Consider the following 26,263-nt stretch of genomic DNA (forward strand, 5'->3'; position numbering starts at 1 on the left):
GAACAAAAAGATTAATTGAGAAATTAAGATATTTACAAACTTTCGTTAATTTAGTATACTACGGTGCATCGTTAGTACTAAAGACATCCGACTATCACTAACCTATTCATTAGACGATAAAGGATATCCTTAACGAAAAATGAATAATTACTTTAAATGAAACCATTAAAAATAACAATATTTCAGGCCTATCTTTTTTGGGAGAACACAGAGAAAAACCTATCCAATTTGGCATTACGTCTTTCCTCATTGAAGGAAAAAACCGACTTGATTATTTTGCCGGAGATGTTCAATACCGGATTCACCATGAATGTTGAGAAATGTGCGGAAAGAATGGACGGCCAAACAATCTATTGGATGTTAGAACAGGCAAAAAAGTACAATTGCGTTGTGGCAGGTAGCCTCATTATAGAAGACGGCGGCAAATATTATAATCGTTTTATTTGGATGAAGCCCGATGGTTCATTCCATAAATATGATAAAAGACATTTATTTTCGATGGCTGGTGAAGAAAAGGTTTTCACAGCGGGCAAAAAGCGCGTCATTGTAGAAATAAATGGTTGGCGTGTATGTTTGCAAACCTGTTATGATCTCCGTTTTCCGGCATTTAGCAGAAATCTTAACAACGTATATGATATCCTACTATATATAGCAAGTTGGCCGGACATGCGGATAGGACATTGGAGAGCCCTTATTCCTGCTCGTGCGATTGAAAACCAATGCTACGTAATTGGCGTAAATCGTGTAGGTTACGATGGAAATCAGGTTTATCATTCAGGAGCCTCTACCTGTGTTGCACCTGACGGTGGGGTTGTTTATTATAAACCGGAGGACGAGGACCTCTATACCTTCACGCTTTATCCGGACGATTTAAAACGGATTAGAGAGAAACTACCTTTTTTACAAGACGCTGATCAGTTTGTTTTAGTGGATCCATAGGTTTTTGAGTTGTAAGTTCTAAGAACTAAGTTTTAAGTTTTTAACTATCTTCATTAGAACAAAAACTTATTGCTGGCACACGAAGATTTATTCGTGTGCCTTTAGTATGTCACTAATACCTCGGTCTATTCAAAATAGCGGATTTAATAACGGCATCCCTTAAATCGAAATCCCCATAGGGATTGGTTTCATCGCTGCCGGCATCTATTTTATAAGGTTCCAAACGCTTGTATGCGTGTTCGTGTTTCTTATGAATTTCTTTCGCCCTTTTCACTTCTTCTACCTCTAAAACCCCGGAGTAATCCTCAAAAGTGATGTGTTTTTCAGATTTGGGATGGATCAGCTCCGGCTCCGACAGTGGCTCACGTTGAAGTATTTCACGCTGCAATGGTTTATACGGTGTTTCATCTACTTGTGGACGATGCGACGGTTTTCGTTTTTTGGCCTTCTCCTGCTCTTTTTTGAAATTAGCATATATTTGATAGCCAAAAACAATTGCAGCGATGATAAAGGGTAGAATGGTTTCCATGGATTAAAGATAGAAAATAATTTTCGTCTACTTTCTTCACTTTGAAAGAAAGTAGACGAAAACACTTAAATAGACAGAAAAAATCGAAAGCGAATAGAAAAGATAGCAGAAAATTAGATAAATTGGTTCAATTCATTAAATTCGCAGCCTCAAATTTTGGACAAAATACATGCAACTTACGCGTTTAGAGATTAAAGGATTTAAAAGCTTTGGCGATAAAATCACTATCAATTTCAATGAAGGTGTTACGGCAATTGTCGGTCCGAACGGCTGTGGAAAATCCAATGTGGTTGATGCGATTCGTTGGGTACTGGGCGAACAACGCACCAAGAACCTCCGTTCTGAAAAAATGGAAAACATCATCTTCAATGGCACTAAAACGCGCAAAGCGGCTAATTTAGCTGAAGTTTCACTTTCTTTTGACAATACCAAAAACATCCTTCCAACAGAGTTCTCTCAGGTTACCATTACCCGTAAATTATATCGGACAGGCGAGAGTGAATATCGTTTAAATGATGTACAATGCCGATTAAAAGATATCACTGACTTGTTTTTGGATACCGGAATTGGAAACGACTCTTACTCCATCATTGAACTGAAAATGATCGATGAGATTATTAACAACAAAGAGAATTCCAGAAGGGCACTTTTTGAAGAGGCTTCCGGTATATCGAAATATAAGGTTAGGAAAAAACAAACACTTAATAAACTAAAGGACACCGAAGCAGATCTAAGTCGTGTAGAAGATCTCCTTTTTGAGATTGAAAAAAACTTAAAAACCTTAGAAAATCAGGCAAAAAAAGCAGAACGCTATTATAAACTCAAAGACCAATATAAAGAACTGAGCGTATCGTTGGCATCATTTAGGATCAGTAACTTTCGCGAAGCACTTGAGCGCCTAGATGAACAACACAGTGCTCAAGAAGACGAACGGAACCTTATTGTCACGCAATTGGACACACTTGAGGCCGAACTCCAAAAACTCAAACAGGAAAGCTTAGTGGAAGAGAAAAATCTTTCGGTTCAACAAAAAGCGGCCAATGAGTACACCTCCAAGATAAGAGCTTATGAAAGCGAAAAGAAGGTCAAAAATGAACAGCTAAAGAACTTAAACGATAAGGAGCAACGTTTGAGTAAAGAGCTGGCCAACGACAGACAGCAAATCAATCACGTTCTTTATAATATTAAGCGTTTAAACGAAGAGCAGCTACTTGAGCAACAAAAATTAGATGAAATCAAGATTTCACTTGATGAACAGAAACAGGAAGTGGACGAGCTGAGGGGGCAACAGCAAACCGCCAAGACTAAACTAGATGCTTTTGTACATGAAAACAATCAACTTCAGAACAACATCTATAAATTAGAAAAAGAAATTGCCGTTCTGCACATCCAAAAAGACGCGCTAAGCCAGGAAAGCGAACGAAATATCGTTGATACAGAAGCTAAAGAAAGTGAGCTAAACGAATTTTCTAAGGTAGTTGATGAACTAGAGGGACGTGTTGACGCTTTGCAGGAGGAATATGATGGTACATTAGCCTATGAAGAAGAGCTGCAACAGCAAATAGCTAATAAAGAAGTCCTTATCCAATCCTATAAAGAGGCCGTAATAAAGGATAACCGCACATTAGATGCGAAACAAAATGAGTACAACCTAACCAAATCACTAGTCGATAATTTGGAAGGTTTTCCGGAGTCGATCCGATTCTTAAGAAAGAATGCGGGCTGGGCAAAACCTTACCCACTCCTATCTGATGTGCTCTTCTGTAAAGAAGAATATCGAGTGGCTATTGAAAACTTTCTCGAACCTGTAATGAACCATTATGTGGTTAATGAACGTGAAGAGGCCGTTAAAGCTATTAAATTATTAGGGAGCGCATCACGCGGTCGTGCCGGCTTTTTCGTTTTGGAAGCTATTACACAGCCGGACATTCGCAATGGATTAGACCTCCTATCAGATGAACGGTTTATCCCTGCTTTATCTGTTGTTGATACAGAAGAGCGCTATCTTCCACTGATCAAGTTACTATTACACGATGTATATATTCTAAAAACGGAAGATGAAAGCGATTTAGAGACACCGTTACCTGATACGCAATTAACCATCCTGCACAAAACCGGTAAGTTTGCAAAATTTCGACTGGGGATGAACGGTGGATCGGTAGGGTTGTTTGAGGGCAAGCGTATCGGTAGAGCGAAGAACCTCGATAACTTAAGTAAGGAAATCAAGCAGCTCACGGCGCATCTCGAAAAAATCCAATTGGATATTGTTAATGAGACGGCTTTATTGAACGATCTGAAGGCAAACACCAAAAAAAGTCAGCTTGAAGAGACCAAGCTACAACTCAACCGCCTGAGCAATGAATTAATCTCTGTAAAAACGAAGCAAGAGCAGTACCTCTCTTTCATACAAAATAGCCAGAATAGAAAACAGGATATCGAAGAAAAAATCCGCACGATCCAAGCTGAACTTGCACAAGCAGAGCCGGCTTTGGCATCCTTAACAGCGAGCAAAATAGATAAGGCAAACGAGCTAACTGCATTTCAGGAAAATTTTAATGAAATTTCAGAACGACTTACCACCATATCGTCAGCCTATAATCAAGAAAATATACGCTACCATCAACAACAAAATAAAGTTGCCGGTATCAATAAAGATTTAGAATACCGAGAGAGCCAGCATGAAAATCTAGAAAAGCGTATTACCCAATATAGTACGGAATACGAAGCGGTAAAGGAGGCCATTAAAGATACTTTACAGCATGTGGATCATTCTGATGAGGATCTAATCGCCATGTATGCGCAGAAAGAGGCTTTGGAAAAGGGCTTACAAGAAGCGGAACAGCAGTACTATACCATGCGCGCCAATATCAATAAAAAAGAAGAAGAAATTGGGGGGTTCCGTAAACGGAAAGATCAAATAGAGCTGCTAACCAACGAATTAAAAGACAAGAAGAACAGTCTAAAGCTCGATTTGAACGCACTAAAGGAACGATTGGCCGTTGAATTTGAAATCGATATCAACGAGTTACTGGATAACGAGCTGCCCGATCATATTGAAAGCGAAGAAGAGTTGAGGAATCGGACCGAAAAACTGAAAAAACAGCTGGAAGAATTTGGCGCCATTAACTCGATGGCTATGGAAGCCTATCAAGAGATGAACGAGCGGTATACGTTTATTCAAAAAGAGCGTAAAGATCTCTTCGATGCTAAAACATCTTTATTGGATACCATTAAGGAAATAGATGATACCGCTCGTGATAAATTTATGGAGTCTTTCACCCAGGTGCGTGAACATTTTATTACCGTCTTCCGCTCCTTATTTAATGAAGAAGATTCCTGTGATTTAGTGTTGAGTAATCCTGATTTACCCCTTGAATCCGATATAGAAATTATGGCACGTCCAAAAGGGAAACGTCCTTTATCCATCAACCAGCTTTCAGGTGGTGAAAAAACGCTTACCTCGACGGCCCTTCTATTTTCCTTATATCTGCTCAAGCCAGCTCCTTTTTGCATTTTCGACGAGGTAGATGCTCCTTTGGATGACACGAACATCGATAAGTTCAATAATATTATCCGGAAATTCTCCAATCAGTCGCAGTTTATTATTGTATCACATAACAAGCGGACTATTGCCAGTACGGATATTATATATGGAGTAACCATGGTGGAACAAGGCGTATCCCGTGTGGTAGCAGTGGACATGCGAGAAGTGTGATAGGCACTAAGTTTAAGCGGCGATTTTATTATTCACTACTTCATTATTTTCAAAGGTGTTCATGAACTCCCTACGGTCGGCTCTTTGCTTCTTTTCTTTCGCGGAGAAAGAAGTTAAAATAAACCTTCCTTTTATACTTTGGGTGTCCCTTAAGAACTATTTCGTATGTTTGTAATAAAACATGCATCAATATGCTTACTATTCTTCATCGATTTTCCTTTTTGATACTATTTTTTTGTGTTAGCTGCTGTGCAAGTGTTAAAGAAAATGCAGAACGACAAGATTCACAAGTATTGAAAGACCTAAAAGTATTGTCGTCCGACGAATATGAGGGCAGAAAAACGGGGACAGCAGGTGCGGAAAAGGCGGCGGCTTTTATTGCCGACCGATTTAAAAGCCTAGATTTGGAACATTTCCCACAAGGTGAAGATTATATACAAACTTTTCAATTTGATGATAAAGAGGGGACGTCTTATAGCGGGAAAAATATAATAGGTTATATTCCAGGCAAACTGAAAGAGGTTCTTGTCATATCAGCACATTACGACCATTTGGGTAAAGTAGGTGATTCCATTTATAATGGCGCAGACGACAATGCATCGGGTATAGCCGCCTTATTACAGTTCGCTGCTTATTTCAGTGAAAATAAACCCAATTTTACGATTGTGTTTGCAGCCTTTGATGCAGAGGAAATGGGCTTACGCGGGGCCAAGGCTTTTGTTGAAAACCCACCTATTCGGTTAGATCAAATAAAGCTCAATATCAACATGGATATGATTTCGCATAATGATAAAAACGAGCTATATGTCTGCGGTACATACAAATATCCTCAATTGAGGAGATATGTAGAAGATATAAAGGATGAAGTAAAAGTAAAGCTTCTGCTAGGACATGACGATCCTAACACCGGGCACGACGATTGGACTAACCAAAGCGATCAAGGGGCTTTTAACGCCAAAGATATCCCTTTCTTATATTTCGGTGTAGAAGATCATAAAGATTATCATCAACCGAGCGATACGTATGAAAACATTAATCCGACATTTTATGTAGAGGCGGTAGATGCTATATTGAATGTGATACGAAATATTGATAATAAGTTCTCAAGCCAGATTCAGATAGATAAAAATAAAGTTATGTAAACGCCTATTTTATTTAGAACAAAGAGCTCCTCCAATTTTATCTCACACGCGTCTCTATCATACCTTTAAATTCTTTACTAGAACGTTTATTTTTCATCAGGTTCTGAGCGGTATTATTCGATTGTTTGGAGCGAATATTCATTAAAGGACCATTACTAGTCGTGCTTGCAGTTACTCCCAATTGATTCAGAGCCTCTGCCAGGTAAAGCTCTTTAGGATCCCCAAAGTCATACTCACTAAAGCTATCTAAATCCTGTCCAAGATTATCAAGCATTTCCTTTCCGGGTATATCGGTTCCTGGTTTGAAGCCATTATAATAATCCCCTTCCCCCTTTGCATTCTTTGAAGAAAAACTTGGCAGATATAGATCATACACACTCTCTAGCCGGACCGGGAAGAATCCTACAGGCTTTCCATAAGTTGTTGTTCCAACCAGCTTTATATTTAAAGAGCTTAAACCACGCAGCGAATTAATCAATAACTCACTGGCGGAAGCAGTATTGTTAGTAACAAGAAAAACAATATTTTTCACGTTACTAAGATTTCCCGCTTTTTTAAAGTTAACAGTGTTGCCCGTTGCTTCCGGCTTATAACTGTAACTAGCATAGGTATCTGTCCCTATTATTTCTCCATTAGAATTACGTACGCGTTGATTTTTGAGTATAGTCGCTTTCCCTTCTTGCATCAATTGATTATAATACTCAACAAACATAACCCCCGTTGTACCACTAGGGGCTATTAGATTAGCCAAATGTTCGGCAGTAGCAACATAACCGCCTCCGTTGTAACGTAAGTCGATGACTAAGTCTTCAACATTCTTTGTTGCAAAATCCGAAAAAATATTATCAAGAACATCAAAGGAATTTTCCTCATCCGAAAAGCGAGCATAAGCAACATAGCCTATGTTTTTATTGTTGATAGTGAGTACCGTGTCTTTATAGACGGGACTACTATTATAAGTCTGCTTACTCAATGAAATGGAATAAGAGCTACCGCCCAGTTTTTGTCCCTCTAAGCGAATAGAAAAAGGATCACCCAGTAACCGCGATATGTAACTATAATCACGATCCCAATCATCCCCGATTGTTTCTCCATCAATTTTAGTGATAGAAGCGCCTCTAGTCAAGCCACTTCTGGCGGCAGGAGATCCGGGATAAACAGCGCGGATGAACACTTTAAAATCCGTATCACTCCCATAGGCTGCAATATCATAAATACCGACATCGTTTCCTTGTCCTGTTAAATTAACACTATTGGTTAAGTTTCTCACACCAGCGGTGACGCCACTGTTACCTGATACATCTTCGATATAAGAGAATTTTGTATAGTCTGTATTGTTGACCGTAAGTATGTCGTATTTTGACGTGGAATATTGAGCTATTGACAACAAATTAGCTTCGTAATTTTTTAATTTATCAGCATTGGAAGTATATTGCCTTGGGTTAAAAACATCATAGGTTGGCAAATTTTGATTCCAATAATAAATTTCCTTCGCATACAGAAAAATAGAGTCGTTGGTTAGCGCGACGCGATCATCTGTGGGTGTCTGTGTAGAATTACCTTGATTTGTATCCGGATTATCCTTTTTGCAGGCGCTTATAAATAATGACAATCCGATAAAAAGCCCTAAAAATCTATGAAGTACGTGTGTGTCCATCTTCTACCGCCAATATTTGGTCGCAATATACGACAAGTCTCTCTCTTTTTTTTCGAAGAAGAAAATTTTAACACTAATTGACAATCTTACTGAGAAACTATGTGATAAAGGTAGGAATATAAAAAACACGGGTTAGCTAGCGTAGCGATATATAAGAAACAAACCGAAAGACCATTTGTTTCTTATATATATTTATTAACCGTACTAATAATCGAGGTCTAATAAGCTACTGAGTGGGATCATGATTCCGTTTTTCAATTGCAAATAACTATCAGTTAACATCCATACGGTAGTTTCTACTCTTTTTGGCCCACTAGTAGTATTAAAAGTAATGACCGATTTCGATTTAAATTCATTTCCTAATCTTACAGCACTTTGCAATTTATAACGCAATTCACTTACGTGGCTCTCGGGTGCATCGATTATTTTATAGTTCCGAATATCCTCCTTATTGATTAACTCTGCAATAACGGTACTCATAGCAATTTGTTTTAGTTTGGTTTGGTATAACAATATTAGTCAAATGGCTGCACAAGTTCAAAAAATGTGAGAAATAAAGACGTTACATTGACTTTTGTTACACTAAACTACCTAAAACGGATTAAAAATGGATTAAAGTAACATTAGAATAGCTAAATTACCTTTACTATTTGCGAAAATCGACTTAAGCTTTCATGTTTAGGATCCAAATCGGTCACTAAGTAATCGATGGCATTCACATTGCAGACTTTCATTTTCTGTACTGAATTCAATTTTTCAGCAATGCTTAGAATACCTGTTTTTTGTGAACAGCGGAGCATCGCTTTCTTGATTTGAACAACTTCCCAATCCGAATCCGTCACACCATCTTCAACCGATAGGCTGTTAGTTCCCAATAAACAAAGATCAACCCTGATTTCCGATAGCTGATTAATCACTTGAGAACCAATCGTTACATTGGTGCTTCTGGCTAGCTTACCTCCTATTAATATCACATCATCGCCGGACCGTTCTGCCAGCTCCAAAGCGACGAGGGGGCTGATCGTAAAAAAGGTGCATTGCATTTTTTCGGGTAATGTTCTCGCTAGTTCCAACATCGTAGTCCCCCCTCCCAGCAGTACGGCCATGCCATCCTGAATAAGGGTTATTGCTTTTTGAGCAATTGTCTTTTTTGACTCCCGCGCATAAACCTCATTATCCTGAAACGGATACTGAAAGGACTTAGATAGGGCTCCGCCATATACTTTTAGTACTTTCCCATTTTCTGCCAATTCATTTAAGTCTCTTCTTATGGTATCCTCTGATACATTCAGTTGAACGCTGAGGTCGGATGATAGAACCTTATTGTGCAGGTTTACTTCGCGCATTATAAAAGCCTGTCTTTCTTCTTTTAGCATGTTGGTTAATTTTTTCCTTAAGACTTGTAAATATATATTTTTATCACAAAATAATAATGGAATGTTATTAATCGGCAGGGTTTCAATTTAAAACAGTAACCAACTATTTTGTAGTAAGATTCAGCTATCGGCAGCAAGCTATCGGTTTCGTTCCTGTTTCAGCGGTCAAAAAATTCGATCTCCGAAGGCTAATTTTCTGAGAGCAGGATATCTTTTTCCATTTAGTGTACCATTTTGCATCCTTATCAGTCGACAGACACCTTATTCCCAAAATATCCAAAAAGAACGCCTCCACATTTCATTGAGATAGAATGCCAATAACACTTCGATCTCAATGATGGCAATCGGGTACCTCTAAAGCCTAAATGCATGTTTATACATATAAATATTAAAAAAACGCAAAATATTGCATAACTATTTTTTTTTCTTATACTTGTATATCCAATAAGCTTAAATACAGCTAGTAACACCTAATAAACTGCGGGATAAAATTCAAGAACATAACTATGCAAGCAACAATCCCAATCAACCGATTCACAAACATTTAATGATTCATTTTATGACCAAATCAATCAAATTACTGTTTTTTATCTACCTTTTTTTCATCCAAGCCATTTATGCACAGCAATCCGTTATAGCTGGGCGTGTAGTGGATGAAGCAAGCCAGCAACCGTTAGCAGGGGTTTCTGTCAAAATCAGAAATTCAACTGTAGGAACTTCTACGGATGCGGAAGGTAAGTATTCTTTGAACGTTGACAATCTGAACGGTCAACAATCTATTGTTTTTAGTTATACAGGATACAAGAGTGAAACAAAGACAATAGCGTTAAAAACCGGCAAAAACCTGTTAAATTGCGGCTTATCTTCTGATCTTGTTGGGCTAGACGAAGTCATTATCACCGGTACCTCAGCGGGAACGACACGAAAACAATTGGGAAGTTACATCAGTTCCGTAAAAGGCGATGATCTTACGAAGGGCAGAAGCGGAAATGTCTTATCGTCGCTGCAGGGAAAAACGGCAGGCGCTCAGATTTCTCAGAACTCCGGCGACCCTGCAGGCGGAATCTCGGTACGACTAAGAGGAATCAGCTCTGTCAATTCCTCATCTGAACCACTTTATATTGTTGATGGTATTATTGTCAATAATAATACGACCCGTGTAACCAATACGCAAACCGGTTACGATGGCGGCAATTTTGTCGGAACGATCGGTCAAAATCGACTAGTAGATATTAACCCAGCCGATATTGAGCGAATCGAGGTACTGAACGGTGCTGCGGCTGCAGCAATCTATGGTTCGAGAGCGAATGCAGGCGTTGTACAAATCTTCACCAAAAGAGGTTCGCTAGGTAAGCCCGTGGTGACTTTTTCTTCCAGCTATTCCAACAGTAACTTACGAAAAAAAGTCCCTGTAAATCAGTCACCCGTCAAATTTGGCGGATCCGTCGATACAGAAACTCAAGACGTTCTGAATACCGCACTTATAACCACTTCTCCGGTTAACCGTTATGATTATCAGGACTACATTTTCAGAAATGCAAGCGGTACCGACAACAACCTTTCTGTAGCCGGTGGGAAAGACGACACGAAATATTATGTATCAGCCTCCTACTTTAATAACCAAGGCATTGTTAAGAACACAAACTTTAGACGGTTCAGTCTGCGAACTAACATCGATCAAAAGTTAGCCGATTGGATTTCCTTTAGTGCAGGATTAAACTATATAAATAGTGGAGCGGACGAAAAACCAGATGGAAATTCGTTTTACTCCCCTTTGAACTCTATCAACATTATTGCCAACTACCACGATCTATTCACAAGAGATGTTGATGGAAACTTAAAGTCGGTTGGAGAAAGAGGTCGAGTAAATCCCGTTTCAGTTATTGAGGACATTAAGCAACGTCAGGAAGTGAACCGCATTTTAGGCAATTTAAACCTAAAACTTACGCCCGTCGAAGGTCTTTCGATCGACTACACCCTAGGCGTGGACCACACCGGACAAAATGGAAAAACATATATACCACCGTATACATACAACGTTAATCCCGATTATTGGGGAGGTGGAAGCAACTTGAACCCAACTCAGAACGGCTATGCCAGTGTCGCTAGCAATTCAGCTTTTTTGATCAATCAAGAACTTAATGCGACTTATAACGCCACGCTTTCTGATGTACTAACATCAACTTCTCAATTGGGCTTTTCTTATCAATATGAAAAATCCAACTATAACATGCTTAATGGGCGAGGTTTAGCACCGTTTATCGAAACGGTTAACGCCGCCAGCACAATTTTGCCCGGCATGGATATTAGAAGCGAATACTCCGTAAGCGGGGCTTACTTTCAACAAAATTTCAAATATAAAGATCATCTATTTTTAACCGGTGCCGTCCGCGTAGATGAATCTTCCGTGTTTGGTGAGGACAATCGCAGGCAAGTATACATAAAAGGTAGTGGCAGCTATGTGTTATCGTCTGCAGATTATTGGAAAAACACATCGCTAAGCAATTGGTGGAATTTATTCAAGTTGCGTGCGGCTTACGGCCAATCAGGAAATCTAACCGGCATTGGGGCCTACGACCGATACAATGCCTATTCCTCTCAAACTTTTTTAAGCAGGGTTTCCCTCTTTTCGAGCGCCACTCTCGCAAATGAGAACATTAAACCCGAGCGTCAGGCTGAATTGGAATTAGGTGCCGATCTATCCTTCTTTAACAATCGATTGGGTGCTAGCTTTAACTGGTACAACAAAAAGGTGACGGATTTATTAATATCCCGAGTGGAAGCTCCGACCACCGGATTTTCAAGTTTTCTCGATAATGTTGGTTCCTTACAAAATCGAGGGATCGAATTGGTACTGAATGGCGCGCCCATTAAAAACACCAACTTTGAATGGAATACTTCTGTCATTTACAACCGGAACCGAAACAAAGCACTGGATGTTGGCGGCCTACGGTTATTCAGCACTAACCCCGGAGCACCTGTAGCCATTATTGACGGTCAACCTATCGGTGTCTTTTACGGCACCTTTTTCGCTAGAAATCCTGATGGCAGTCTATTATTGAACGACAAAGGGATTCCGCTAATTGAACGAGGCATCCAAAATGGAACAGAATATACGCCCCAACGCGACGCGAACGGCTTACCTATGGGCACTCCTTTACGTAAAGTTATAGGTGATCCGAACCCGGATTATACACTTACTTTTGTAAACGATTTTACCTACAAGAAGCTATCCTTACATATGCAATTTGATGCCGTACAGGGTGTAGATGTCTGGAATGCTGATTGGCGAACCAGACAAGGTGTAGGCAGCGGCGAAATAGCAGAACAGGAACAAATGGGTGAGCTACCAAGAGGTTATATAGCCGGTGTTTATGCAGTCGAAGAATGGAGAATTGACAACGGTAATTACATCAAATTGAGAGAAATTTCACTAAGCTACAATTTGGGTAAAGTAAAGTTTTTTAAGGATTTTACTATTAGTGCGAGCGGTAGAAACTTGTTCTCTATTGACAAATACAAAGGTTATGATCCAGAGGTCAATGCCGGTGGGCAATCCACCATATTACGTGGCATCGATTTCGGAGCTATTCCGATCCCCCGAACGTTTACGTTAGGTGTACAGGTAAAATTATAAACTCCATCAATAGCAGTATTTAATCAGTATGAATATCGACATGAAAAAAAACAACAGCATATGCATGCGTCTTTTCTATTATGGATATGGATTAGCGCTAATTTTCACACTCTCATCGTGTACCAAAGATTATATCGATCCCTCGAGAGCATTAAACGAAGAAGCCCTATCGTCATCCCAAGCTTTAACAGATATCAGTATCGGCTTGCAACGTACTTACAGTTACCTAAGGACAAGCAATATCTATAATAAAGTAACAGCTAACGGCTTCGTTACAAACGAACTTTTACTTAGAAATGAAGGAAACATTCCTGAATTGCAGTTAAGCACCGGGGGTTCTACAGTAGATGGAACGAACACCGTGCTTGCAGGTCTATGGACAAGCAGTAATAAAATCATATATGATGCCAATCTCGTCATACAAAACGCGAGAAAGCTAGCTGATAAAAATCGAGCTAGTGGCATCATCGCTTACACAACGGTTTTGAAGGCCCTCTCATTGGGGGACTTGGCGATGAATTGGGAACAGGTACCGGCAACTGTGGGACGCAACGCTTCGTTTGTCGACCGAATGGAAGGTTACAGAATGGCAATTAGCAGTATTGATAGCGCCTTGCTTTTCACAGAGACGGACTCGATCAGTAATGCCTTTTTGCAGGACATTCCCGCAGCGAGTATCGATATAAAAAATACACTTTATGCACTAAAAGCTCGTTATTCATTGTATATAGGTGATTATGAAGAAGCATTGAGCGCGGCCAGTCAGGTGGACCTAAAAAAGGTGTCGGTATTTGCCTATGACAATGTTTCTCCGAACCCGATTTACACATTTGCTACGTCCACAAACAATGTCTTTCAACCAAAGGACGAACATTTAGGGCTACCGGAGGCTCTCTATCCAGATCCCAACGATCAGCGCGTATTATTTTATATTGAAAACGCCAATCCCGCACCGCCGGCTGTACGCACTAAAGGATTTTGGTTCACCAATGAATCACCAATACCGGTCTATTTACCGGGCGAAATGCTTTTGATTAAGGCCGAAGCCTATGCCCGGACTTCTAGGCTTGATTTAGCTTTGATAGAGCTAAACAAGGTGGTCACAAAAAAGCCAAACGATGATGTTTATGGGCTTGGCGCCGCGATGCCTGGCTTAACAGGCCCTTATAGTGAAGAAGAGCTCTTGACACTAATCTATAAGCATCGATGTATCGAGCTTTTTATGTCAGGTTTAAAATTGGAAGATATGAGAAGGTTTAACCGTCCACAAACAGAAATGAAAAGAAACTTCTTTCCCTATCCGTTTGTTGAACGGGACAACAACGCTAATACCCCCGCAGACCCAGCATTTTAGAATAAAGTGCCCATGGTAATGGGCACCTTATTTTTTGTCACCTATTCCATACATCCCAACGCATTAAATACCGCTTTACTTTACAAAGTACTTATAAAGTAGTAGCTATTTGCAAACAACCGAATCATACATGTTCTTTTTTTGCGCTTTTATATAACTAATAAAAAAAATAACGCATAAATTTGCATTACATAGAAATTCTCAATATTCTTGTACTGAAAACGGCTTTCATCCGCAACATTTATAAAACCAATAAACTGTAAGGGAATAATAGAGATATAGCGTGCAAGCTGGGACTTGCTTCGTAAGTGCACTATTTACCGGTAACTAGATTATTATTAATCCATATATCGACCACTAATTATCAAAACATGAAAAGAAAACTACTCCTCTTTATGCTGGGATTGTTTTTTGTTTCTGCCCACCTACTGGCGCAGCAAAAAACCATTACCGGAAAGGTAACGGACTCTCAAGGGCAACCACTTCCAGGGGTTACTGTGAGCGTAAAAGGTACGAGCACGAGAACTCAAACGAATAGTGAAGGATTATATAGTATTGAAACAAGTTTGGGTCAAATTTTGCATTTCACTTATATCGGTTTCCAAGCACAGGAGACAGCAGTAGGCACAAGCAATGTAATCAGTATATCGCTACAATCAACCAGTTCTGATCTTAATGAAGTGGTTGTGACGGCTATGGGAATCAAACGTGAAGTCCGAAGTTTAGGTTATGCCGCACAAGACATCAAATCCGAAGAGTTGCTTAAAAATAAAGATCCCAACATCATAAACTCACTCAACGGTAAAATTGCCGGTGTAAATATCACCAATTCAAGCGGAGCACCCGGAGCTTCCTCATCCATTGTATTAAGAGGCGGAACTTCGCTAGAACGGGATAATCAGCCATTATTTGTTATTGATGGAATGCCTATGGACAATTCGACAGGACAGGGAGACAATAGTGCATTTGATGGATCTGTAAATATCTCAACTACAAATAGTAATCGGGCAATGGACATCAATCCGGAAGATATTGAATCTATCTCTGTATTAAAAGGTCCGGCCGCAGCGGCACTGTATGGATTAAGAGCTGCGGCAGGCGCCATCATCATCACGACAAAAAAAGGACAAGAAGGTTCTACTACCGCTTCCGTCACTTCACGATTTATGACGAACTGGGTTAATCGTTTACCCGAGCAGCAAAAACTGTACAAACAGGGTTCGTATTATAGCGGTGAATTTTCAGACCAAACGGCCTTGTCTTGGGGCGATAAGTTTACAACCGGTGAAACAATCTATGATAATCTTGGCAATTTCTTCGAAACGGCTAGAGCGTATGATAACAGCTTTAATGTTTCCGGAGGCAGCGCTAAAGGAAATTTCTTTCTTTCCGCTTCTAATTTAGACCAATCAGGGGTTGTTCCAACTACCAACTTCAAGCGTTCTACCGTACGTTTTAATGGCGAACAAAAGTTAGGCATTTTCACTTTTGGTATTAACGCCTCTTACGCCGTAAGTAAGTCACAGAAAACGCTTACGGGGAGTGGTCTTTGGGGATCCAGTGGTGGTGGGTATATGGAAAGTGTGCTATCATGGCCATTAAATGCCAACATGAAAGACTGGATAAATCCGGATGGCTCTAATAAATTGCTTCTTCCTGACGTGAAGCTTGAAGATAACACGGACAACCCATATTGGATTATCAATAAGAATCCACAAAATGACCGCAACAACCGTCTTATTGCCACTGCCTATACACAGGTTAAAATCACTGACTGGTTCGACGCAACTTATCGATTGGGGATTGACAATTACACTACTAACTTTAGAAGCCTTATTGCTCCCGGATCTAGTGTAAAACTTGCTTGGCAAGACGGGATGCTGTCGGAAACAGATCGGGCTTATAATTACATCAACTCAAATTTAATGTTGAATTTTCATAGAACGTTTTTTGAGAATTGGGACGCGAGTTTGGTTTTAGGAACGACTACAGAAGACACCAAGCTTACCTCCAATTCAAGGAGAGCGGAACAATTCGAAATTCCAAGCTTCGTGGATATCAATAACGCTTCCAACGAAAACAAATATTATACTCAAAGTATCAATCGAAAGCGATTGGTTGGTGTTTATGGTGATTTCAGGCTGTCTTATAAGAATATGGTTTATTTGGGCTTCACAGGCAGGAACGATTGGTCATCAACTCTTCCTTTACAAAACAGATCATTCTTTTATCCTGCTATAAGTGGAAGCTTTGTTTTCACAGAGTTACTCCCACAAAATCGTTTTTTATCTTTTGGAAAAGTACGTGCTTCTTATGCACAAGTGGGCAAAGACGCTGCTGCTTATCAAACCGCAACGTATCTCTTCGGACCTGAATTAACAATAGGAGGTGGTTATAGAAATTATTGGTCTCGAGGAAACGATTTGTTAAAACCAGAAACAACCAAGTCGGTCGAATTTGGGACAGATTTACGATTTCTGGGCGATCGACTCGGCTTCGACTTCACGTATTATAAAAACAAAAGTGTTGATCAGATCTTAACGCCGCGTGTGAGTAATGCAACCGGGTATATCTTAAGTTCAGTGAATACCGGTATTTTAGAAAATAAGGGGATCGAAATCACGTTAAACGCTACACCAATAAAGCGAGAAAACTTCAAATGGGATGCTACCATTAACTTCTCACACAACAATGGTGTTGTAAAAGAACTACCCGGTTCGCTACCTATTTTATATGTAACTGATGTACAGGTAGGAAACGGCAAAGCGGCTTCTTTCGGAAATGGTGATTTCATGGGGATAAGTGGTTCTAAATGGCAAACAGACGCTAACGGCAACCTATTACTCGACTGGAACACAGGATATCCACTAACTAGTAATTCTACCACTACATATATCGGCAATCGTGAACCCGATTTTATTGGAGGTTTTAATAATAGTTTTACCTTCAGAAACTGGAGTTTCTCTTTCCTATTTGATTTCCGTAAAGGTGGGGATATTTACAATGCTACCGAGTACTTATTAACAGTAAACGGCATGAGCAAACTGACCGAAAATCGTGGTAATACGGTCACTTTTACCGGTCAATCGCTAAATCCGCAAACCGGGCAATATGAAGCCGTAACGCGCGAAGTTGTTGCAAACGAAAAATATTACCGCGACATTTATGCCAATAACGTACCCTTTTTCATAGAAAACGTGAACTGGCTTCGTCTCCGCTCTATTGCGCTGGCATATTCTTTACCTGCAACCCTTTTGAAAAAAGCATCATGGATAAAAGGTGCAACAATTACAGCTACAGGAACGAATCTCTTATTATTTACCAATTATTCAGGTATGGACCCGGAAACAAGCGCTGCAGGCGCAGGAGTGGTAGGCTCGGGCTCGGTAGGAATTGATTATGCCGGAGTTCCTGCCACCGCGGGATTTGCACTCGGTTTGAACGTAAGATTTTAAAATCAAAAAAAAATGAAAAAGTCTGTATATATTCTGCTTTTGTCAATCGTTTTTACCTCCTGTAAGAAATGGTTGGATATAAATGAAAATCCAAGTAGCCCTAATTCCACCGTACCCGCTCCGGAACAACGGTTACCACCCATCATTGCACAATTCGCTGATGGTTACGAGAGCGCCGGTACACGGGTTGCATTTTTAGCACAGCAGCTGGCTGTTACCTACGCAAACAACAATAACTGGAATCTGACGAGATGGTACTCGAACGTCTCCAGTGCTAATTGGCCTTGGCAATCGTGGTACGTAAACACAGCGGTGAATATACAACCGCTCATTGAAGCATCAGAGAAAGTAGGCGCTTATCATTATATAGGTGCCGCCAAAATCATGAAAGCTTGGGGCTTTGGATACTTAGCCGATTTTTACGGCATGTTACCCTATGATGAATTCGACATACCAGGCAATTTAACCCCGAGGTTTGATGATGGTGCCTATGTGCAAGGGAAAGTAATCGCTCTGCTAGACGAAGCGATAGCAGATCTTCAAAAATCGCAGGAAATTACGGCTCCTGATTTAGCTGAAGGAGATATATTAAATGGCGGCAAAGTGGAGAATTGGATTCGCTTAGCTTATGGCTTGAAAGCTCGCTTTTTAAACCACCTCACAAAAAAAGCGGACTACAATCCGCAAGCAGTTCTAGATGCTTTAGCCTCCGCTCCTCAGTCGGATGAGCAGAGTTCTATTATGCAGTATGTAGACGAAGAGGGTGTTGCAGACAATAGCAAAGCAGCTTTACAATATGTAAATATTGGTTCTACCGGCCGCATAACAAAGCTTTACTATGACTATCTTTCAAACAACTATACAGGAGCACCTACAGGCAACAATAACATGGAGGATCCGCGAATGGATCTGCTCATCCCTCGAATGGAAAACCGAGAAGGCCAATTAGTACGTACTCAATTCGTCGACATGTCATCTGATCTGCCAAAAGCCGGTCCTTCGAGCTATAATTACTCCGCATCAAGTGACAGGTTTTCCAACAAAGATTCAGTATACGTTCAACTTCGGATGGATCCTACTAAGCCGCAGGCTGGACAACGTATACTGTCAACCGGTTCATGGTATACCCAACGAGGAGGTAAAGGACTTCTTTTGACTAATGCTGAAATGCGTTTCATTGAAGCCGAAGTACGGCTTCGGCTAGGTCAATCAGCAGAAGCCCTTACGGCTTACAAAGCAGGTATTCGTTCCCATATGTCAATCATGGGAATTACGCCAACAGTTATTGAACAATTTTTAAGTAGTTCATCAGTTATCCAGAATGCCGGCGAACTTACCATGAGCCACATTATGATTCAAAAATATATTGCCTTGTCTTACTCTCCGGAGGTATGGTGTGATTTGAGACGAATGAATTATTGTACAGATGCATCAGGAAGTTATAACGAAACAGTTGGTATCTATAAAGGCTTCAAAAGACCTTCCCATGTGTTTATAGAAGCCTACCCTAGTCTTACTGACTGGCCGCGACGATTTGCCGTGCCAAGTTATGAGATCAACTTTAACATTGAGCAAGTAAGAAAAGCAAATCCAAATGCGGAAAGCCCCACTTATCTAAACGAACCAGTTTGGTGGGATCAACCATAGGTTGTTTCAAATAATGATAAAGGGCATGCAATAGCATGTCCTTTTTTGTTGATATGCTTCCTGTCTTTCTATTATTGAAAAGCTTTTTGGACCTCTCTATTCTGCCTATTCCAAAATAATGCACAAATCCGCAAATATTAACACTTCAATAACCTTAAAGACACATAAACAAAATAAAAAAAGCTCATTATTGCATAAAAAACGTATATAAATGCACTTTTATGTACAAAAAATTAAAGAATACGCATAATGTTGCATATGTTATTTTTATTTTGTAATCTTGTAATGTTAACCAAAAGGGAGGACCAACTTATTACTCCTTAGCAGAACCAATTAAGCTGAATCGGAAGATTGAAATAATGTGTAAACCAAACCAGTATAGCTTGAAAAAACTCAAATAATCAACATAATTGACCATTAAAAACAACCAAAATGAAACGAAAACTACTTTTATTTTTCGTAGGGCTATTTTTTGTGCCAGCCCTCCTCTTGGCTCAAGAAAAAACAGTCACGGGAAAGGTCACGTCGAAGGTCGACAAACTACCGCTTCCTGGTGTGTCTGTTCTTATTAAAGAGACTAACCAAGGGACTAAAACGGATGAAAATGGCCGCTATGCTATCAGTGTTTCAAAAGGGCAAACCCTAATATTCTCTTATATCGGGTTCACCCCTCAAGAGATCGCGGTTGGTGATGGCAGCTTAATTGATGTGGTCTTCCAATCGGGCGAAACCTCCTTGGATGAAGTCGTCGTAGTAGGATACGGAACCCAAAAACGTGCCAACTTGACGGGAGCTGTATCAACCATTGACGTTGAGAAAACAATTGGTCAACGTCCAGTTTCGGATGTCGGTCGGGCTCTTCAAGGCGCGGCACCAGGCTTAACTGTAACAACTGCGAGCGGTGATCTCGGAAGAAATCCGAAAATACGCTTGCGGGGACTTTCAGGATCGCTGAACGGAGAAGGCGCCCAACCATTGATTCTAGTGGACAATGTGGAGGTTCAAAACTTACAGATGGTCAATCCGGAAGATATTGAGAATATATCTGTATTGAAAGACGCTGCTTCCGCTTCTATTTATGGAGCTAGAGGTGCATGGGGTGTAATTTTAATAACCACGAAATCGGGAAAAAAGAACACACCGAACCGTATAACTTACAACAACAATTTCGGTTGGCAAACCCCTACGCAAACACCCGAGATCGCGGGAGCTGTGGAAGGAGCGGAAATGGTCTTACAGGCCATGCGTCGACAGGCAAACAACCCAAATATCAATCAATTTACCGTTCTTGGTATGTCCTACGATGAATTGGGCATACAGAAAATCAGGGATTGGGTCAGCGCGTACGGGGATGGAAAAGGTCTTGATGACGAAATGGTAATGGGAAGGGACTTCGAAGTTCGGGACAATAAACTATTCTTTTACCGTCCGTGGGATGTTAATGAGCGATATATGAAAACTTGGACACCTCAACAAAGACATAATATAGGCTTTACGGGAGGCGGAGAAAACACTAGTTATAACCTAAATTTAGGCTACCAAAACCAAGATGGGGTTTTGAAAGTTAAACCAGATAAATTTGACAGATACAATTTTTCAGTGGGGGTAAACTCAAAAATCAATGATTGGGTAGACGCAAGAGGAAAGGTATTATTCACCAGTACAAATATCGAAACCCCCTTCAGCTTTTCTTCCGCAACCTATGGCCCTTGGTATTATTTGTATAGATGGCCAGCTACGTATCCTTATGGAACTTATGAAGGTAAACCATTTAGAAGTGCTTTAACGGAAACAGAGCAGGGGCAAATGAATGAAGACAAAGAACAATTTGCGAGAATTTCAGCAGGCTTAACATTACACCCTTTTGAAGGCTTTACCATTGATTTCGACTACACATACTCCTCTACTAACCAACATCTAAAGTATATCGGTGGTGGTACATCAGCAATAGATTTCTGGTCCGGAACGCTTAACTATTTGGAAAACTACCAGTCGCCCGCTTACGATTATGTCCAGTACAACGCTAACTGGAACAATATGAATACTGGGAAGCTATTCGCAACCTACAACAAGCAAATAAATGATCACAATTTCAAATTTATAGTCGGTGGTGACGTGGAGTCATTCAAAGAGCAGGAACAACTGTCAAAACGAATGGGAATAGTGGATCCTAATTTACCTGAACTCGGATACGCAACGGGCGATCAATTTGCCAATGGAGTCAATCGTCATTGGTCAACCTTAGGTGTGTTTGGTCGAATTAACTATGCCTATAAAGACAAATATCTTTTGGAATTAAATGGAAGATACGACGGATCTTCCCGGTTTCCGCTAAATGATCAATACGGCTTTTTCCCCTCTTTATCGGCAGGATACGTACTTTCAGAAGAGGAATTTTTCAAGCCACTTGCGCCTTATTTCACGTTCTTAAAACTTCGTGGATCTTATGGGTCAATCGGCAACCAAGCTGTTGTAAGAAGCAGTGATCCCAGTTCATTTTACCCCTTCTTACCTTTAATGACCCCTGCTACTTCAGGATGGTGGATGGGAGATCAAAATATGTTAACAGTAGGCACCCCATCCCTTGTATCACAAACTCTCACATGGGAAACTGTTACTACGATGGATTTTGGTATCGATTCACGCTTTTTTGATAATAGTCTCGGATTCTCTTTCGATTGGTACAAGCGGACAACCAGTGACATGTTAAGCGCTGGTATCACGGTTCCAAGTACACTGGGAGCGGGCGCACCTCGACGGAACTATGGTGAACTCCAAACAACTGGCTGGGAGCTGGCTATTGACTGGAGTCATACGTTCAGCAATGGTTTACAATTAAATTTAAGCGGAAATTTATCCGATTTTCAGGAGAAAATTACCAAATTTGCCAACACCACAAATGGGATAAACTCGAACTATCAAGGAAAAACTATTGGCGAAATTTGGGGCTTAGAAACCGATCGTTATTTTAATGAAGGCGACTTTAACGGTCAAGACGAAAACGGAAAATGGGTATTAAAGGAAGGAATTCCTACACAAGGTCCCTTAAATAGTGTCGAAGATAATGCCACGTCTTGGTTCCAATTTGGGCCTGGCGATATAAAATATAGAGATTTAAATGGTGACGGCAAAATTGACTTTGGCTCATCCACGCTAGACGATCATGGTGATTTGAAAGTAATCGGTAATACCACTCCCAGGTACCAATATGGGTTTCGCATTGGTGCTAACTGGAAAGGTTTCGATTTTGATGCTTTCTTTCAGGGAGTTGGCAAACGTGATTTCTGGGCTTCGGGTCCATTATTCATACCAGGCTATCGCATAGAAGCCTTCTATGCTCACCAAACTGATTACTGGACCCCTGAAAACACGGACGCCTTCTATCCTCGGATTGTGAACACACAACAAAGCAATAATTCATTCAATTTCCGCACACAAACCAAATACCTGCTAGACCTTTCTTATCTTAGAATGAAGAATATAACCTTCGGGTATACTTTACCCAAAAGCTTAGTACAAAAAATCAAGCTGCAAAATGTAAGAATTTACTTTAGCGGCGAAAATTTATTTGAGTTTTCTAATGTAGGAATGCCTATCGATCCCGAAGTTGATTATACCGACGAGCAAACCGATCAAACTTCATTCGGCCGCGTATATCCCTATCGTCGGACAATTTCTTTTGGGCTACAAGTCACATTATAATCGAAAAGACATGAAAAAGCACTTATATTTTATTTTATTTCTCCTAACCCTGGGAAGTTGCAAAAAAGATTTTTTAGAAAAGCTTCCCCTTGACACAGCTACAGACGAAACTTTCTGGACAAGTGAAAGTAATGTAAGACTATTCACTTGGGGCTTTTATCCTTTATATTTTAAAGGATACGCAAGTGGTTTCGATTTAAGCTGGGGAGGATATTTCTCGGGTCAATCATTAAATGACGATTTTGCACCGACTAATCCGGCCACATTTACCTCAGTAGTGCCACCTAGTGGTGGTGGTTGGTCTTTTGTCAACGTGAGAAAAGCAAATATTCTGATTGATCGTATAAAACGAGTTCCAATGCCTGAGGAAGCAATAAATCATTGGACGGGTGTGGGTCGATTTTTCCGTGGACTGGAATACGCTAACTTGGTCAAAGCATTTGGCGATGTGCCCTGGTATGATCAACCGTTGGATGAAAATGCAGCTGAACTCTATAAACCCAGAGATTCCAGAGTGTTAGTAATGGATAACGTTTTAGCCGATTTTAAGTTTGCGGCTGAACATGTGCGAACCGAAGATGGAAGTACGGGAGAAAAAGGCTTAATAGTAAATAAAGACGTAGTTTTGGCTTTTATGTCGAGGGTGTTTTTATTCGAAGGCACTTTTCTCAAATATCACAACATTGATCAGTCTAAAGCGGCCGAATATTTAGAAGCGTCAAAATGGGCTGCCTATGAGCTTATTAATAGCGGAAGATACTCCGTTAATACAAATTACCGTAATTTGTTTAGTTCGGTAAGTTTGGCAGGAAATCCCGAAATTATACTTTACCGTCAATATGATAAAGCTCAGATAACCCATAGTTTGATGAGTTATGTTAACAGAGAATCTCAAACGGGCGTTTCAAAGGATTTGATTGAAAGTTATCTGATGAATGACGGTCTACCTATAACACAGTCTTCTAAGTATAAAGGTGATCAGACCATTCAAAATGCCATGGCCGATCGGGATCCGAGAATCAACGAAACCTTTGCCACACAAATTCGACTAAACGGCGATCCCGCATTGAAATATGCAAACTATTCTACGTCTGGCTACATAGTTCACAAGTTTTTAAACGAGTCGCTAAAGGACGCAAACGAAGGCCTCTCTAGTTCAAATATTACAGATGCTCCTGTTATACGATATGGCGAGGTTTTGATGAATTATGTTGAAGCATCTGCTGAACTAGGTTCGCTGACTCAAAACGATTTAGACATTTCAATTAACGTACTTCGGGACAGACCAGACATTAATCTTCCACACTTGCAGGTTATAGGAAATTCTCCTGCAGTAAATGGTATCGTGTATGATGATCCCAAACGAGATCCACAGGTCAGTGGTATATTATGGGAAATAAGGAGAGAGAGACGCATAGAGCTGGCAATGGAAGGCTTTAGGTTAAGCGATTTAAGGCGCTGGAAAAAACTCGAATATACAGATAATTTCAACAGACCGGACATCAATAGAGGTGCTTGGATCCGCAAAACGGATTATGCGAACCTCTCAAATGTGGTTATTGAGAATGGTGCTGAAGAAGGTTATATAATACCTGCGGCAAGACAAGCTTATCGAGCGTTCAACAATGACAAGGTTTATCTCGATCCCATTCCATTGGATCAAATTAAACTATACGCAGATCAAGGTGTAGAACTTAAACAAAATCCCGGCTGGTAATCGTTAAGCCGATTCCATTTATATAGGCACCATTTCGGCAAAAGATAAAATATTTATATCTTTTGCCGAAATACCATAAACAGTCCTTAATTAAGAAAAACGTCTATGAAACGCATACAACTTCTCCCCTTTATATTCTCCTTCCTCGCTCTTTTACATGCATCTTGCACGCAAGGTTCGCAAGGCAAGCGGGATACTAGACAAAAAGAAAGTCGCCAAGCCATTACGAAGGATAAAATTCTTACCGGCGCTGATCAGCTTGGAGCTTATTTACCATTGCTAAAAGGAAAAAAAGTCGGACTAATGGGCAATCAAACCTCAGTGGTTGGGCCGGATAAAAAACATCTGGTAGATGTGCTATTAGAAAACAAGATCGACCTTCGATTTGCATTTGCACCGGAACATGGTTTTAGGGGCAGTATTGAACGTGGTGAGAAGGTCTCCAATGAGGTAGACGAAAAAACAGGTTTGCCATTATACAGTTTATACGGAAAAAACAAAAAAGCTGACTCCATCGTTAACTCCATCGATATCATGTTATTCGATCTACAAGATGTGGGGGCTCGGTTCTATACCTATATTGCATCTATGCATCAGGTTATGCAATTGTGTGCAAACCATGGAAAGAAAATAATCATTTTGGATCGTCCAAATCCAAATGGAGATCAAGTAGACGGCCCGGTAAGAAAGGATGATAAATTTAAGTCTAATATCAGTTTTCACAAAATAGCAATGATTCATGGCTTGACGATCGGTGAATTGGCTCAAATGATCAATGGCGAAGGATGGTTGGACAAAGGAAAAAAATGCGATTTGACCGTTATATCCTTGAAAAACTGGGATCATAAAACACCTTACTCATTACCCATAATCCCCTCCCCCAGTCTACCGAACGATGTCTCGGTTCGTTTGTATATGTCTCTTTGCCTCTTTGAGGCTACAGACGTGAGTGTAGGAAGAGGCACAGATTGGCCCTTTCAGGTATTGGGTTACCCGGATCCTTCCTTCGGCAAATTCACTTTCACTCCGGGCTCCAAGCCTGGTATGAGTGCCCACGTTGAACAACAGGATAAAACATGCTATGGACTTGATTTGCGCGATATAGACCCCAAAAGTTCAACTTTTACGCTTAAATACGTATTGGATTTTTACAAGCTATTTAAAAAAGCAGGTATTGCTGACCAATTTTTCGCTCGCCCCGAATTCTTCAATAAACTGGCAGGCAATGATAAACTCATACAACAAATTAAGGCCGGTATGACGGAAGATGAGATCAAGGAAAGCTGGAAACCAGAGCTTGAAATCTATAAAAAAATGAGAAAGAAATATCTGCTATATCCGGATTTCGAATAGCCCCTGTATTAATCGCTCATCATACCCGATGACGTCATCC

The 26,263-nt window shown here is 40.3% G+C and carries 14 protein-coding genes; 10 read left to right on the top strand and 4 right to left on the bottom strand.

Annotation, left to right across the window (positions count from 1 at the left end):
* Positions 1-156 precede the first annotated feature (156 nt).
* Positions 157-939, top strand: a complete 783-nt coding sequence (locus tag M1D52_RS14640; RefSeq protein WP_013666537.1) for an amidohydrolase — start codon at positions 157-159, stop codon at positions 937-939.
* Positions 940-1,051: 112 nt separating this feature from the next.
* On the opposite strand, the gene M1D52_RS14645 is transcribed toward M1D52_RS14640, so the two are convergent.
* Positions 1,052-1,468 (bottom strand): hypothetical protein, encoded by a 417-nt coding sequence (locus M1D52_RS14645; protein WP_013666536.1) that lies wholly within the window; start codon positions 1,466-1,468, stop codon positions 1,052-1,054.
* A 169-nt stretch (positions 1,469-1,637) separates the two neighbouring features.
* On the opposite strand from M1D52_RS14645, the gene smc reads away from it, so the two are divergent.
* Both smc and M1D52_RS14655 read left to right on the top strand, forming a co-directional pair.
* Positions 1,638-5,183, top strand: a complete 3,546-nt coding sequence (gene smc / locus M1D52_RS14650; RefSeq protein WP_013666535.1) for a chromosome segregation protein SMC — start codon at positions 1,638-1,640, stop codon at positions 5,181-5,183.
* A 191-nt stretch (positions 5,184-5,374) separates the two neighbouring features.
* Positions 5,375-6,325 (top strand): M20/M25/M40 family metallo-hydrolase, encoded by a 951-nt coding sequence (locus M1D52_RS14655; protein ID WP_377609142.1) that lies wholly within the window; start codon positions 5,375-5,377, stop codon positions 6,323-6,325.
* 37 nt (positions 6,326-6,362) lie between these two features.
* Here M1D52_RS14655 and M1D52_RS14660 read toward each other — a convergent pair whose 3' ends face one another.
* From M1D52_RS14660 to M1D52_RS14670, 3 genes are all read right to left on the bottom strand, one after another.
* On the bottom strand, positions 6,363-7,982 hold the full coding sequence (locus tag M1D52_RS14660; protein ID WP_437392874.1) for a S41 family peptidase: 1,620 nt from the start codon (positions 7,980-7,982) through the stop codon (positions 6,363-6,365).
* 204 nt (positions 7,983-8,186) lie between these two features.
* A complete protein-coding gene (locus tag M1D52_RS14665; protein ID WP_013666531.1) occupies positions 8,187-8,462 on the bottom strand; it encodes a hypothetical protein in 276 nt (91 codons plus the stop codon).
* Positions 8,463-8,614: 152 nt separating this feature from the next.
* Positions 8,615-9,358: a DeoR/GlpR family DNA-binding transcription regulator gene (locus M1D52_RS14670; protein ID WP_130857841.1), complete on the bottom strand. Its 744-nt coding sequence runs from the start codon at positions 9,356-9,358 to the stop codon at positions 8,615-8,617.
* 559 nt (positions 9,359-9,917) lie between these two features.
* On the opposite strand from M1D52_RS14670, the gene M1D52_RS14675 reads away from it, so the two are divergent.
* From M1D52_RS14675 to M1D52_RS14705, 7 genes are all read left to right on the top strand, one after another.
* A complete protein-coding gene (locus M1D52_RS14675; RefSeq protein ID WP_437392875.1) occupies positions 9,918-12,995 on the top strand; it encodes a SusC/RagA family TonB-linked outer membrane protein in 3,078 nt (1,025 codons plus the stop codon).
* Positions 12,996-13,023: 28 nt separating this feature from the next.
* Entirely contained in the window at positions 13,024-14,349 is a 1,326-nt protein-coding gene (locus tag M1D52_RS14680) for a RagB/SusD family nutrient uptake outer membrane protein (RefSeq protein WP_457941570.1), read from the top strand.
* A gap of 371 nt (positions 14,350-14,720) precedes the next feature.
* The gene (locus M1D52_RS14685; protein ID WP_437392877.1) at positions 14,721-17,804 is read left to right on the top strand and encodes a SusC/RagA family TonB-linked outer membrane protein; all 3,084 of its coding nucleotides are present in this window, start codon (positions 14,721-14,723) and stop codon (positions 17,802-17,804) included.
* A gap of 12 nt (positions 17,805-17,816) precedes the next feature.
* Complete coding sequence (locus tag M1D52_RS14690) at positions 17,817-19,451, top strand: SusD/RagB family nutrient-binding outer membrane lipoprotein (protein ID WP_013666526.1); 1,635 nt, start codon at positions 17,817-17,819, stop codon at positions 19,449-19,451.
* 432 nt (positions 19,452-19,883) lie between these two features.
* Positions 19,884-23,153, top strand: coding sequence for a SusC/RagA family TonB-linked outer membrane protein (locus M1D52_RS14695; RefSeq protein WP_437392878.1), 3,270 nt, complete (start codon positions 19,884-19,886; stop codon positions 23,151-23,153).
* 10 nt (positions 23,154-23,163) lie between these two features.
* Complete coding sequence (locus M1D52_RS14700; RefSeq protein ID WP_437392879.1) at positions 23,164-24,870, top strand: RagB/SusD family nutrient uptake outer membrane protein; 1,707 nt, start codon at positions 23,164-23,166, stop codon at positions 24,868-24,870.
* Between the two features lie 105 nt (positions 24,871-24,975).
* On the top strand, positions 24,976-26,223 hold the full coding sequence (locus M1D52_RS14705; protein WP_149105664.1) for an exo-beta-N-acetylmuramidase NamZ family protein: 1,248 nt from the start codon (positions 24,976-24,978) through the stop codon (positions 26,221-26,223).
* The last annotated feature ends 40 nt before the right edge of the window (positions 26,224-26,263 follow it).

The sequence above is a fragment of the Olivibacter sp. SA151 genome, assembly GCF_054130995.1.

Bases quoted from the DNA above. Each gene is read 5' to 3' on its own strand.
- M1D52_RS14640 (WP_013666537.1), top strand. From the start codon at position 157: ATGAAACCATTAAAAATAACAATATTTCAGGCCTATCTTTTTTGGGAG.
- M1D52_RS14645 (WP_013666536.1), bottom strand. From the start codon at position 1,468: ATGGAAACCATTCTACCCTTTATCATCGCTGCAATTGTTTTTGGCTAT.
- smc (WP_013666535.1), top strand. From the start codon at position 1,638: ATGCAACTTACGCGTTTAGAGATTAAAGGATTTAAAAGCTTTGGCGAT.
- M1D52_RS14655 (WP_377609142.1), top strand. From the start codon at position 5,375: ATGCTTACTATTCTTCATCGATTTTCCTTTTTGATACTATTTTTTTGT.
- M1D52_RS14660 (WP_437392874.1), bottom strand. From the start codon at position 7,982: ATGGACACACACGTACTTCATAGATTTTTAGGGCTTTTTATCGGATTG.
- M1D52_RS14665 (WP_013666531.1), bottom strand. From the start codon at position 8,462: ATGAGTACCGTTATTGCAGAGTTAATCAATAAGGAGGATATTCGGAAC.
- M1D52_RS14670 (WP_130857841.1), bottom strand. From the start codon at position 9,358: ATGCTAAAAGAAGAAAGACAGGCTTTTATAATGCGCGAAGTAAACCTG.
- M1D52_RS14675 (WP_437392875.1), top strand. From the start codon at position 9,918: ATGACCAAATCAATCAAATTACTGTTTTTTATCTACCTTTTTTTCATC.
- M1D52_RS14680 (WP_457941570.1), top strand. From the start codon at position 13,024: ATGAATATCGACATGAAAAAAAACAACAGCATATGCATGCGTCTTTTC.
- M1D52_RS14685 (WP_437392877.1), top strand. From the start codon at position 14,721: ATGAAAAGAAAACTACTCCTCTTTATGCTGGGATTGTTTTTTGTTTCT.
- M1D52_RS14690 (WP_013666526.1), top strand. From the start codon at position 17,817: ATGAAAAAGTCTGTATATATTCTGCTTTTGTCAATCGTTTTTACCTCC.
- M1D52_RS14695 (WP_437392878.1), top strand. From the start codon at position 19,884: ATGAAACGAAAACTACTTTTATTTTTCGTAGGGCTATTTTTTGTGCCA.
- M1D52_RS14700 (WP_437392879.1), top strand. From the start codon at position 23,164: ATGAAAAAGCACTTATATTTTATTTTATTTCTCCTAACCCTGGGAAGT.
- M1D52_RS14705 (WP_149105664.1), top strand. From the start codon at position 24,976: ATGAAACGCATACAACTTCTCCCCTTTATATTCTCCTTCCTCGCTCTT.